This is a genomic window from Aquincola tertiaricarbonis (assembly GCF_023573145.1).
In the GTDB taxonomy this organism is placed as follows: Bacteria; Pseudomonadota; Gammaproteobacteria; order Burkholderiales; family Burkholderiaceae_C; genus Aquincola; species Aquincola tertiaricarbonis_B.
The window spans coordinates 1,570,698-1,583,662 of record NZ_CP097636.1 but is presented as its reverse complement, the minus strand read 5'-3'; the positions used below and the strand labels follow the sequence as shown (position 1 = coordinate 1,583,662).

Here is a 12,965-nt window from a genome sequence, read left to right as displayed (position 1 = left end):
GCCGTACGCCCCGACACCGCCCGGTGCTGGCGCACACCGGGCGGCCTGACCAACCAAGCGCAACCGAGGACGACGATGAACTTCAAGCACAGCCCCGTGTGGGTGGGGATGGCACTCGCCTGCGCGGCACACACCGCCAGCGCACAGAGCAACGTGACGCTGTACGGTCTGGTGGACCTGAACGTCACGCAATACAAGGCCGGTGGCCGCGCCGGCGGCGACACCCGCACCGTGATGAACGACGGCACCAACAACGGCCTCAACGGCTCGCGCTGGGGCGTGCGCGTCAACGAAGACCTGGGCGACGGCCTGAAGGCCCAGGTGGTGATCGAAGGCGGCATCAATGCCGACGCCGGCACCTCGGCCCAGGGCGGACGCGCCTTCGGCCGCCAGACCTTCATCAGCCTGAGCCATGCCACGCTGGGCGAGCTGCGCCTGGGCCGCCAGTACATCCTGGAAGACTATGTGATGGGCCTGACCGACCCGATGGGCAATGCCCTGGTCAGCAACCCCAGCACCGGCGTCACCAACCTGGGCCGTGCCATCCCGCTGTGGCTCAACGCGCCGCGCGCCGATAACGTCGTCCAATACCGCACGCCCACCTGGGGCGGCTTCTTCGCCGCGGCCCAGGTGGCGCCGGGTGAAGGCACAACCGACCGCTTCCATGGCGTCAGCGCAGGCTACCTGGGCGGCCCGGTGGCAGTGGCCTTCTCATACGAGTGGAACAAGTCGCGCACCACCGACGACGACACCAACAAGTCGCTGACCATCGGCGCCAACTACAACTTCGGCGCCTTCAAGATCCTGGGCGGCTGGCAGCGCAACCGCGACCTGGCCACCGGCAGCGGCAACGGTGCCGCCTCAGGCGTGTCCAACCTCACCATCAATGCGGGCCGCGCCTTCGTGGCCAACCGCACCGACGGCGCCACGGTGGGCGTCGAGGTGCCGATGGGCCTGTTCACCTATGGCGCCAACTACACCCGCGTGAAGTACGAAGGCACGTCCGCCTCGGCCGACCTGGGCAAGGCCGCGCTGGTGGCCCGCTATGCCTTCTCGAAGAACACGCAGGTCTATGCCGGCCTGTCGTATGCCAGCGGCGACCTGGCGGACTACATCAGCGAGAAGCGGGTGGCCAACGTCGGCATGCGCACCTCGTTCTGAAGCCGCTCCCCCTGCACCCAGAGAGCCCCCACGAGGGGCCGATTTCACCGGAGACCTCCATGCACCGCCTTCCCCCTGCTCGCGCCGCCCTGCTGCGCCCCACCTCCCTGGCCGCCCGCGTCAGCCTGTGCGGCGCCCTGGGCCTGCTCATCCTGGCCGGCTGCGGCAGCGACGGCGATGAAGAGATCGCCCAGCCCGTCATCGGCGCCCGCGCCAAGGCCGTGATCAGCGTGGACGGCAAGCAGTTCAAGGACGCCAACGGCAACGGCCGGCTGGATGTCTATGAAGACTGGCGCCGCCCGGTGCAGGAGCGCATCGACGACCTGGTGTCGCAGATGACGCTGCAGGAGAAGGCCGGCCTGATGCTCATCAACACGCTGAACGCGGGCACCGCCGGTGCGCTGCCCGCCAATGCGCTGGACCTGATCCAGAACCAGAAGATGAGCCGCTTCATCCTGCGCAGCGTGGTAACGGCCACGCCGTCCAGCGGCCAGGTGACGCCAGAGCAGGCGGCCCTGTTCACCAATGCCGTGCAGGAGGCCAGCGAGGCCACCCGCCTGGGCATCCCGGCCGTCTTCAAGTCCAACGCGCGCAACCACTACGAGAAAGACCCGCGCGTGGGCATCAACGAGGCGGCAGGCGCCTTCACCGAGTTTCCGAAGGAAGCCGGCCTGGCGGCGGCTGCGCTGGGCACCGGCGACATGTCGGTGATCCAGGACTTCGCGACGGTGATGGGCCGCGAGTGGAAGTCGATCGGCCTGCGCGGCATGTACGGCTACATGGCCGACCTGTCGACCGAGCCGCGCTGGTACCGCGTGCACGAGACCTTCACCGAGGACGCGGACCTCAACGCCAACATCATGAAGACCCTGGTGCAGACGCTGCAGGGCCCCAAGGTCAAGGACGGCACTTCGGTGACGCCCGACTCCGCGGTGGCGCTGACGCTCAAGCACTTCCCGGGCGGCGGGCCGCAGGAGATGGGGCTGGACCCGCACTACGCCCATGGCAAGAACCAGGTGTACCCGGGCGGCAATTTCGGCTACCACCTCAAGCCCTTCATGGCCGCCCTCGACGCCGGCGTATCGGCCGTGATGCCCTACTACGGCGTGCCCATCAATGTGACCTACGAGGGCGTGACCTACGAGCAGACCGGCATGGCCTTCTCCAAGCAGGTGGTGACCGACCTGCTGCGCGGCAAGCTGGGCTTCCAGGGCTACGTGAACTCCGACACCGGCATCGTCACCGACCGTGCCTGGGGCCTGGAGAAGAAGACCGTGGCCGAGCGCGTGGCCGCCGCCATCAATGGCGGCACCGAAACGCTTTCGGGCTTCAGCGAGAACAAGACCATCGTCGACCTGGTGAGTGCCGGCCTGGTGAGCGAGGCCCGCGTGACCGAAGCGGCCAAGCGCCTGCTGAAGGAACAGTTCCAGCTGGGCCTGTTCGAGAACCCCTACGTGGTGGCGCCGCAGGCCACCACCACCGTGGGTGCCGATGCACACCGTGCGCTGGGCATGGAAATCCAGCGCAAGTCGGTGGTGCTGCTGCAGAACCTGGACCAGGACGGCGGCGGCAAAGCACTGCCGCTGAAGGCCGGCGCCCGGCTCTACACCATGGGCATGGCCAAGTCGGACACCGAGAAGTACGGTTTCACCGTCACCGATGGTGATGCGGCCGTGAACGGCCAGCGCCCCAGCGCCGCCGGCCACGACATGGCGGTGATCCGCGTGGAGGTGTCCACCAACAAGCTGCTGCCCGGCACCAACACCCGCGCCACAAGCAGCTACCGCAGCAACGACCCCGCCACCGGCGGCCGCCTCAATCCGGCCACCGGCAAGGCCTGGGGCGCGCCCGACCGTTGCGTGACGCCGTCCGACTACTCGGCCGAGGATGCCCTCAAGGCCTGCCTGGACAACGGGCTGAACTTCGGCGGCTCGCTGCCGTGGGAGAACGGCATGCTGTCCTTCACGGAGATGCATGCCTCGCAGTCGTGGGAGGTGACGCCCTCGCTCGACAAGATCCAGGCGGTGATGAACGAGGTGGGCGCCAAGAAGACGGTGCTGGCCATCTACTTCCGCCAGCCCTACGTGCTGGACGATGCCAGCGGCCTGAAGAACGCGGGCGCCATCGTCGCGGGCTTCGGCATCAGCAACACCGCGCTGCTGGACGTGCTCAGCGGCAAGGTGCTGGCCACCGGCGCCGCCGTCAAGCCGCAGGGCAAGCTGCCCTTCGCGCTGGCCCGCAGCAGCAAGGCCGTGGTGGACAACCAGCCCGACGTGCCGGGCTACCCGGCGGCGGACACGCTGTTCCCGTTCGGCTTCGGTCTCACCTACTGATCAACCCAACCAAGGGAGTACCCATGACAAAGACCATGAAGCCGGCTCCGCTGTGGAAGAGCCTGGCCCTGACCGCCGTGACGGCCGCTGTGCTGGTGGCCTGCGGCGGCGACGGCGGCGGTGGCGACAGCCCGGCCGAACTGCTGGCCGACAGCCGCACCAGCACCGCGCTGATGACGCAGTGGAAGTTCGTGCAGGACGACGGCCTGAGCGACGAACAGGCGCTGGCCAGCGCGGCCAGCAACTGGAGCACCGTCAGCCTGCCCCACACCTGGAACGCGACCGACGCGGCCACCACCGCGCAGTCCACCCCCACCACGCCCACCTACAAGCGCGGCATCGGCTGGTACCGGCTGGAGTTCGACCACGCCGACGCCAAGTCGGCCACGCAGTGGCTGCAGTTCGACGGCGCCAGCATCGTGGTTGACGTGTGGCTCAACGGTACCAAGCTCGGCCAGCACCGCGGGGCCTTCACCGCCTTCCGTTTCGACGTCACCTCGGTCATCAAGCCCGGCCGCAACGTGCTGCTGGTCAAGACCGACAACCGTGCGGCCACCAGCGACAGCAGCCCCACCGCCATCGCGCCCCTGGGCGGCGACTTCAACATGTCGGGCGGCCTGTACCGCGGCGTGTCGCTGGTGGGCACGCCCAGCCGCGCCCAGATCGCGCTGGACGACTTAGGCAGCAGCGGCGTGTTCGCACGCAGCACCGCCGTGGCGGCCGACAAGGCCACCGTCAACGTGCTGGCCAAGCTGCGCAACACCAGTGGTGCCGACGGCAACTTCACCGTGCAGGCCGCGCTGGTGGAAGCCGACGGCACGGCCGTCAAGGCCCGCGCTGCGCAGTCGGTGAGCCTCAAGGCCGGCGCCGCGGCCGACGTGGCGCAGGACCTGGCCGTCACCGCCCCGCGCCTGTGGCAAGGCCTGGCCGACCCCTACCTGTACCGCCTGGTGGTGGAACTGAAAGACGCGGGCGGCAACACCATCGACAAGGTGGTGCAGGACTTCGGCATCCGCGAGATGCGCTTCGATGCCGACAAGGGCTTCTTCCTCAATGGCAAGTCGGTGCCGCTGCACGGCGTGAACCTGCATCAGGACGTGCAGGGCAAGGCCTGGGCCATCTCCGAAGCCGACGTGGACGAATCGTTCCGGCAGATCAAGGAGGTGGGCGCCAACACCGTGCGGCTGGCCCACTACCCGCATTCCGCCTACACCGTGCGCCAGGCCGAAAAGCTGGGCGTGGTGGTGTGGGCCGAGTTGCCGCTGGTCAATTCGACCTCCGTGGCGCGGCTGGCCGACCCCGAGGCCACCGGCTTTGCCGAGAACGCGCGCATGCAGCTGCGCGAGCTGATCCGCCAGCAGTACAACCACTCGTCCATCGGCATCTGGTCCATCGCCAACGAATTGACCGGCGGCACCGATGCGCAGAACAACGTGCAGCCACTGCTGGCCAGCCTGAACAAGGTGGCCAAGGAAGAAGACCCGCTGCGCATCACCACCCTGGCCAACCAGGTGACGCGCAACGGCGACGTGGTGCTGCCCGACACGCTGACGCAGACCGGCTACACCGACAGCTACAGCGTCAACCGCTACTTCCAGTGGTACTACGGAACGTCTGAAACCCAGCTCGGCGACAACCTGGACGACTTCCACCGCCGCCTGCCCACCACGCCCATCGGCGTGAGTGAGTACGGCGCCGGCAATGCGCTGACGCACCACACCGACGACGTGGCCGGCGGCCGCGTGTGCCAACGCGACACCAGCGGCGCCACCCGCATCTGCTACCAGCCCGAGGGGTATGCCAACTACGTGCACGAGAAGGCCTACGCCCAGATCGTGGCCCGGCCCTACCTGATGGGCTCATGGATCTGGAACATGTTCGACTTCGGTTCCGGCAACCGGCATGAGGGCGACATCGGCCAGACCAACACCAAGGGCATCGTCACCTTCGATCGCTCGGTCAAGAAGGACGTCTTCTACTTCTACAAGGCCAACTGGACACAGACGCCGGTCACCTACATCGCCGAGCGCCGCTACACCGAGCGCGCCTACGCCAGCAACAACATCAAGGTGTACAGCAACGCCGACACGGTGGCACTGAAAGTCAACGGCGCGACCGTGGGCACGCTGGCGGCGGCCCAGTGCGTGCTGAAGGTGTGCGAGTTCAAGAACGTGCAGCTGCAACCCGGCGCCAACACCGTGGTGGCCGAAGGCGTGCATGGCGGCAGCACCGTCACCGACCTGGTGAGCTGGAACCTGGCGGCCGAGCGGGTGAACAACGTCTTCATCGCCGCAGGCCAGCTGACCACCGGCCTGCAGTCCACCGACCCGCTGCTGGGCAACCACCGCTTCGGCTCCGACAAGTTCTTCGTCGGCGGCGAGCTGCCGGCCATCGTCGGTCGCTCGGGCCTGGGCCTCAGCGGCGCGGTGCCCATCGCCGGCCTGGGCAGCACGGCCATCCCCGAGACCGGCCGCGTGTGGGACATGTGGCGTGAAGGTGCGAGCTTCGGCTACCGCATCCCGGTGCCCAACGGCAACTACAAGGTGACGCTGGGCTTCCTGGAGCCCACCGCCACGGCCGTGGGCAGCCGGGTGTTGAATGTCGATGCCAATGGCGTGCGCCAGCTGACCGGGCTGGACGTGCTGCAGGCCGCCGGTGCGCGCAATGCGGCCATCGCCCGCTCCTTCAACGCCACCGTGAGCAACGGCGAGCTGCGGCTGGACTTCACCGGCACCACCGGCAAGGCCATCGTCTCCAACATCTCGGTGGCGCCGCAGTGACCCGGCGCTGAAGCCGGCGCCCGCGGGTAGCATGACCTGCCTGCCCGCGGCGCCGGCCGCGCAGCCCCACCCCGATGGACCTCAGACAACTCACCTACTTCGTGGCGGTGGCCGAGACCGGCCACCTGGGCCGCGCGGCCGAGCGGCTGAACCTCTCTCAGCCGCCGTTGACGCGGCAGATCCAGCACCTGGAAGACGAGCTGGGCGTCAAGCTGTTCCACCGCAGCTCGCGCGGCATGGCGCTGACGGCCGCCGGCCAGCAGCTGCTGCAGCATGCCCGCACCCTGCTGGCCCTGACCGACCAGGCGGTGCAGCAGACGCAGCTGGCCGCCCGCGGCGAGATCGGCCGCCTGGACGTGGGCCTCTATGGTTCGGCCATCTTCGGCCTGGTGCCGCAGGTGCTGAGCGCCTTCCGCAGCACCCACCCCGACGTGGAGCTGGTGCTGCACCATGCGCAGACGCCGGCGCAGATCCCGGCGCTGCGCCAGGGCCGGGTGCTGCTGGTGTTCGAGCGGCTGCTGCCCGAGGAGCACGACATCGAGGTGACGCTGGTGGGCCGCGAGCAGCTGCTGCTGGCGCTGGCGGCCGACCATCCACTGGCCGCCAAACCTTCGGTGGACGTGACATCGCTCAACGGCCAGACGCTGATCATCGGCAGCTCACCCTCGGCCGCCGCCAATGCGCTGGCGCTGTGCCGCGCGCATGGCTTCGAGCCCCGCTTCGCACCGCCGGCCAGCGACGTGGTCACCGCCACCTTGCTGGCCGCCACCGGCGTGGGCGTGACGCTGGTGCCCGAATCGATGACCCACGTGCACTACCCTGGCGTGGCCTACCGGCCGCTGCTCAGCTGCGTGCCGGCCTACATGGACTTGCACTGCTTCTACCTGCGCGGCACCCAGTCGCCGCTGCTGGACGCGATGCTGGAGACGGTGGCCCAGGTGCGCCGCAAGCTGAGCCGCAGGGCGGCGGGCGCCAGCGACGCCCTGCCCACGCCTTGAGGCACGGCCTCGAGGTCCGCGCGGCCTGATCAGGCCGAGCGGATGTGGGCGGGGCTGGCCTGCGCCGCCAAGCCCAGATCCAGCATGGCCTGACGCAGCGCCTGCCGTGGTGGCGTCTGCGGCAGCGCGCCGGTGCACGACAAGAGGCTTGCACCGTCGAGTGCATGCGGCTTGAACCACAGGTAGCGCATCTCGGCCACGGCCTTCAGCATCGGCACGAAGATGCCGGCCGCGCGCATCAGCCCCCAGGGCAGGCTGCCATGGCGCCAGCCGCGCCGGGCCACCACCGCGGGTGTGGCGCCGATGTCGTCGGCCGCGCCCGCCAGCGCGGCCAGCAGCTCGGCACCGGTCAGCGTGTGGCCTTCGAAATGCAGCACTTCGACAGCAGACAGACCCGCCGCCTGGCCCGGGCGTGCACGCTCGGCCACGGCCACGAAGGCGCGGGCCAGGTCGGGCAGGTAGGCCCATGCGTGCGCGCGGTCCAGCGGCCCCGGGTAGACGAGCTTGCCGGCCCGCAGCGACTTGAGCACCACCAGGTCCAGCCATGAGCCGCGGCCGCTGCCATAGAAGTCGCCGGCGCGGATCACCACGCCGCGCAGCCGGCCGGCCTCGGCGCGGCGGGCGATCTCGGCTTCCAGCTGCACCCGCAGGCGGCCCTTCTCATGGGTGGGGTGCTGCGGCGTCTGCGCCTGCAGCCAGGCGGGCAGTTGATCGCCATAGCCGTACACATTGCCCGGCAGCATGAACAGCGCCCCCAGCCGCTCGGCCACGTCCAGGCCCTGGCAGGCCAGCGGCATCAGCTGCCGCGCCCAATCCGTGTAGGGCGGATTGACGGCATACACCACGACGCTGGCACCTGCCGCCGCCGCAGCCAGAGCCTCCGTATCCGCCAGCGCCGCCGTCACCGGCGTGACCCCGGCCGGCCAGGCGGCCTGCGCCCGGCGCGCCTGTGCCAGCACACGCCAGCCGCTGGCGGCGAAAGCAGCCACGGCAGCCGCCCCGAGGCGACCCTGGGCCCCCAACACCAACACCACACGATTCGACATCACGGCCTTCCTTCAGCCACCGCAACAGGCGGCGATGCCTGCACTGTGGAACGGCGCGGCCCATTCCACAATGGGCCAGGCGTTCATGTGAGCTATACACTTTTGCATGGCCAAGTCCGACTCCGATGTCGCCGTCAACGAAGCCGCACGTGGCTTCGACTGGGCGCTGGTGCGCAGCTTCCTGGCGGTGCTCGATGCGGGCAGCCTGAGCGGCGCGGCCCAGCAGCTGGGCGCGCAGCAGCCGACGCTGTCGCGGCAGCTGGCGGCGCTGGAAGCCCAGCTCGGCGCCCCGCTGTTCGAGCGCACCGGCCGCGGCGTCGCCCCCACCGCGCTGGCCCTCGCCATCGCGCAAGACGCCCGGGTGATGCAACAGGGCGCCGAGCAGCTGCAGCATCGCTTGTCGAGCCAGCGCGCCCGCACCAGCGGCATCGTGCGCATCACCACCAGCCAGGTGGCCGCGAACTACCTGCTGCCGCCGGTGCTGGCCGCGCTGCAGGCCGCCGAACCGGGCATCGAGGTGGAGCTCGTCGCCTCGAACCAGCTCAGCAACCTGCTGCGCCGCGAGGCCGACATCGCGGTGCGCATGGTGCGCCCGGTGCAGGCCTCGCTGGTGGCCCGCAAGCTGGCAGACATCGCCCTCACCGCCTGCGCGCACGAGCAGTACCTGGCGCGCGCCGGCACGCCGACGCGGCCCGACGAGCTGCTGCGCCATCGGCTGATCGGCTACGACCGCGACGACACGCTGGTGCGCGGCTTTGCGGCGATGGGCATGCCGATCGGCCGCCGGCAGTTCGTGCTGCGCACCGACGACCAGGTGGCCTACGGTCGGCTGGTCGCCGCCGGCGCCGGCATCGGTTTCGTCGCGGCCTACAACCTGCCCTGGCTGGCCGGCGTGGTGCCGGTGCTGCCCGCGCTCAAGATCCCGCCCCTGCCCTGCTGGCTGGCTGTGCACCGCGAGATCCGTGGCAACCCGCTGGTGCGCCGTGCCTTCGACTTCCTGGCCGAGGCCATTCCGCGCGAGCTGGCGGCCGCGGCGGGGGGCCATCGGCGCAACCGTTGAAGCGGGCTGACCGCAGGGCAGGCAGCATGGTCAGACGCCCGCGCTGGCAGAACGGCACCGGGGGCTTGTAGCATCGCCGCCTTTTCGGGATGGCGCGTGCGCCTGGTGGGCGATGGACGACGTATTGAAGCAGTGCGACGACGCGCTGGCCCGGGGCAGGATCGACGACGCGCGACCTCTGGCGGAACAGCTGCTGCGGCAGCCCGAACACGGCGAACTGACGCCGGACGCGGCGCCCGTGCTGTTGCGTCTGGCCTATTGCGACGTGGCGCAATCGCGCCACCAGCAGGCGCATGCGCGTGCGGCGCAGGTGGTGCGGGCAGCGGGCAGGGGCGGACTGCCCGCCCTGGAGGTCGAAGGCCTGTCGCTGCTGACCCGCATGGCCAGTGTGCTGGGCCGCACGGTGGAATCGGTGGAGAGCGGCCTGCTGGCCACCCGCCTGGCCGATGGCCTGGCCACCGGCGCCTGGACGGTGCAGGCCTACACCGCGCTGGGCTTCGCGCTGGGGTGCGCCCGTGCCTACGGTGATGCGGAACAGGCTTTCCACAGCGCTGCCCGGCTGGCTGAACAGCAGCTCGCCGCGACGGCGCAGCTGGAGGTGTGTGTCGCGCGCTCATGGATACAGGCCATGCGCTGCTTCGACGAGGGTCGGCCCGCCGAGCTCAGCCAGGTGTCAGCGCCGCTCGACACGCTGGCGGCGCAGCCGCGTGCGCTGCAGGACCCGCTCACGCCCGGCGCCGCCGCCACCCTACGGCCATCGGGTCTGGTGGTGCGCGGCCTGCTGCAGGTGTGGTCGGGCCGGGTCGACGAAGCCCGTGCGCTGCTGGTGCAGGGCAGCGCGCTTGCACCGGTCTCGCTGGGCTGGATGCAGGCCGCCTACAGCTGGCTGGCGGCCGAAGTAGCGCTGGCGGACCAGTCGCTGGAGGTGGCCGCGATGCACGCAGCGCGCATGGCGGCCCTGTCGGCCGAGGTGGGCTACCTGCCACTTCAATGCATGGGCCACGAACTGGCAGCAACCATCTACCAGCGTCAGGGTGACCTGGCGCTGGCCGTGGCCGAGCGTGAACGCCAGCTGCGCTGCGAACGGCGCGTCCGCGCCCACAACCTGCAAGGCCGCGCTGAGGTGGCCGACTTGCGGCTGCAGGCGCGCCAAGGCGATGAGCGCATCAAGCTGCTGGCCGATCAATCGATGAAGTTCGAGCGCTGGGCCCACGAGGACGCGCTGACCGGCATTGCCAACCTGCGGCGCTTCAACCAGTGCCTGGCCGAATGGTCGCAGGCCGGCGAAGACGCCGGCAGCCCCTTGTGCGTGGCGCTGATCGACGTCGACAACTTCCGCGACATCAACAACGGCTTTTCGTACGAGGTGGGCAACCAGGCCTTGCGCGGCATCGCCGAAGAGATGTCGGCCCACGTGCGTGCCACGGACCTGGCCGCCCGCTGGGGCGGCGACGAATTCGCCATCCTGTTCCGCGACACCGATGTGGAGACCGCGCGCCAGATCGCGCTGCGGCTGCAGGACGCCGTGGCCCGGCACGACTGGGAGGCGGTGGCTGCGGGCCTGCGCGTGGGCATCTCCGTGGGCGTGACCGAGGCTCGGGTGGGCGACACCAAGGCCAGCCTGGTGGCGCGCAGCGAAGAGCTGATGTTCACGCAGAAGCAGGCCCGAAAACGCGCCGAAGCAGAGAAGGCCGTGGCCCCGCTGGTGCTGCATACCGTCACCGACTGGCTGCGCCAGGCCCGGCGCGTGGTGCTGCTGGCCGGCCAGGGCAGCGGGCCGCATGCCGACTTCGGCGACCTCGCGCTGCTGCAGTCCGATCCGCAGGCATTTCGCCGGCGATGGACCGACTGGCGCCAGCAGATGCGCGGGCGCAAGCCCAGCGCCGCCCAGGTGGCCCTGGTGGAACTGGCCCATGCTCTGCCGCAGGTCATGCTGGTGTCCGAGCGGGTGGATGGCCTGCTGACCATGGCCGGCGCCGAGAACGAGGTGGCGCTGTATGGCAACGCCTTCCGGCGCCGCTGCAACGGCTGTGGCAAGACCAACCCCAGCGCGGACGTGGAACGCTGCACCACCTGCGGCCGTCCGGCAGACGATGTGCGACCCGACATCGTGCTGCCCGGTGAGCCGGTGGACAGCGCGCTGCACGGGGCTGCTGCGCTGGCGATGAAGCGCGCCGACGTGATCCTGGTGCTGGACAGCGACGGCGCCCTGCGCTCCACGCGCTCGATGGTGGACAGCGCCACGGCGCGCGGGGCCAAGGTGGTGGTGCTCGGCCAGGAGCGGCATGCGTGGGGCGCCATGGCGGACGTGACCATCACAGCACAACCCGAGGTGGTGCTGGCCGTGCTGCTGCAGCACTTGCAGGCATCGCCGACAACCGCACCCCAGGCCGACACGCCATCGATAGCCAGCCTGAGCAAGGACGGATTCGCGGTGTTGTGCTTCCTGACCGGCCAACGCGGCGACAGCACAGGCGCAACTCTGGAGCAGGCGCTGCAATGGAAGGACTGGGAGCTGGCCAACCACCTGCGCACGGTGCCCTGGATGTTTCCACTGACCACGCCCAGCAGCCTCGATCCGGCCGCCCCGGTGCCCACGCGCCACGATGGCGCGGTGCTGGGCGCCCAGGCCCCGGTACGCGAAGGCATGTTGGCCGCGCTGGCGCTGATGCTGCGCTTCTACGGCTTCGAATGGCGTGATGGTGAGGTGAAGCCTACCGAAGATTGGCGCACCGGCTTCGCCACCTGGGCACCCACGCCCACGCACCACGACCTGCTGATCAGCCGCATGCTCGGTGGATTGCGCCTGCTGGGCCTGCGGGCCGAGGCCCGCCAGGTGCTCAAGGCCTTCGAGACCGCGGCCCTGCACTACCGTGGCCACGATGCGCATGCCCCCCTGCGGCACTGGCGCCTGGCGGTGTTCGGCGCATGACGCGTGGTGGGCGAACGCCCATCCGCCGCCCTACCCTGCCGCATCCTTCTCGAACCCCACCCCGTTCTCCTTCACCCGCTCCAGCACGACCGAGGTGCGCAGGTTGCTCACGCTGGAGCGCAGCGACGAGAGCCGGGTGAGCAGCTGGCTCAGCTCGGCCAGGTCGGCCACCGCCACCTTGAGCAGGTAGTCGTAGTCGCCGGTGAGCTTGAACACGTCGCGCACCGCCGGCTCGTTGAGCACGTAGCGGTTGAACCCTTCCACCGCCTTGTCGGTCTGGTTGAACAGGCGCACCTCCACCATGCCCATCACCGGCGTGCCTTCGGCCTGCGGCGCCAGGTGGGCGTGGTAGCCCAGGATCAGCCCTGACTGCTCCAGCGCGATGCGCCGCCTGGAGCACTGCGAAGGCGACAGGCCCACCAGGTCGGCCAGCTCCTGGTTGGTCAGGCGCCCGTTGTCGCGCAACAGGTGCATCAGGCGGCGGTCGTGGTCGTCGATGGTCACGGTGGTGCTGGGGTAGGCCCGGTGGCGAGCGTGGGACTGATTGGGGATGATCCGTCATCGGCGCACCATCGTGTGCACGATATGCGCTGTACAAGCATAGAACAGGCACAAAGCTTGCGAAAGCCCCCGGCTCTCATTCACCTTCCAACGG

Annotated in this window: 8 protein-coding genes; 6 read left to right on the top strand and 2 right to left on the bottom strand. The window is 69.8% G+C overall.

The window, feature by feature from the left end; genetic code table 11:
• Positions 1-75: 75 nt before the first annotated feature.
• From MW290_RS21615 to MW290_RS21600, 4 genes are all read left to right on the top strand, one after another.
• Positions 76-1,161 (top strand): porin, encoded by a 1,086-nt coding sequence (locus MW290_RS21615; protein ID WP_250199734.1) that lies wholly within the window; start codon positions 76-78, stop codon positions 1,159-1,161.
• A gap of 59 nt (positions 1,162-1,220) precedes the next feature.
• A complete protein-coding gene (locus MW290_RS21610) occupies positions 1,221-3,494 on the top strand; it encodes a glycoside hydrolase family 3 protein (protein ID WP_250199733.1) in 2,274 nt (757 codons plus the stop codon).
• Between the two features lie 23 nt (positions 3,495-3,517).
• The gene (locus MW290_RS21605) at positions 3,518-6,274 is read left to right on the top strand and encodes a glycoside hydrolase family 2 TIM barrel-domain containing protein (RefSeq protein WP_250199732.1); all 2,757 of its coding nucleotides are present in this window, start codon (positions 3,518-3,520) and stop codon (positions 6,272-6,274) included.
• A 74-nt stretch (positions 6,275-6,348) separates the two neighbouring features.
• A complete protein-coding gene (locus tag MW290_RS21600) occupies positions 6,349-7,272 on the top strand; it encodes a LysR substrate-binding domain-containing protein (protein WP_250199731.1) in 924 nt (307 codons plus the stop codon).
• Between the two features lie 29 nt (positions 7,273-7,301).
• On the opposite strand, the gene MW290_RS21595 is transcribed toward MW290_RS21600, so the two are convergent.
• Positions 7,302-8,318, bottom strand: coding sequence for an NAD-dependent epimerase/dehydratase family protein (locus MW290_RS21595; RefSeq protein WP_250199730.1), 1,017 nt, complete (start codon positions 8,316-8,318; stop codon positions 7,302-7,304).
• Between the two features lie 106 nt (positions 8,319-8,424).
• Here MW290_RS21595 and MW290_RS21590 point away from each other — a divergent pair, with 106 nt between their 5' ends.
• Both MW290_RS21590 and MW290_RS21585 read left to right on the top strand, forming a co-directional pair.
• Positions 8,425-9,378, top strand: coding sequence for a LysR family transcriptional regulator (locus MW290_RS21590; protein WP_250199729.1), 954 nt, complete (start codon positions 8,425-8,427; stop codon positions 9,376-9,378).
• Positions 9,379-9,490: 112 nt separating this feature from the next.
• The gene (locus tag MW290_RS21585) at positions 9,491-12,310 is read left to right on the top strand and encodes a diguanylate cyclase (RefSeq protein WP_250199728.1); all 2,820 of its coding nucleotides are present in this window, start codon (positions 9,491-9,493) and stop codon (positions 12,308-12,310) included.
• A 30-nt stretch (positions 12,311-12,340) separates the two neighbouring features.
• Here MW290_RS21585 and MW290_RS21580 read toward each other — a convergent pair whose 3' ends face one another.
• The gene (locus MW290_RS21580; protein WP_250199727.1) at positions 12,341-12,814 is read right to left on the bottom strand and encodes an Lrp/AsnC family transcriptional regulator; all 474 of its coding nucleotides are present in this window, start codon (positions 12,812-12,814) and stop codon (positions 12,341-12,343) included.
• Positions 12,815-12,965 lie beyond the last annotated feature (151 nt).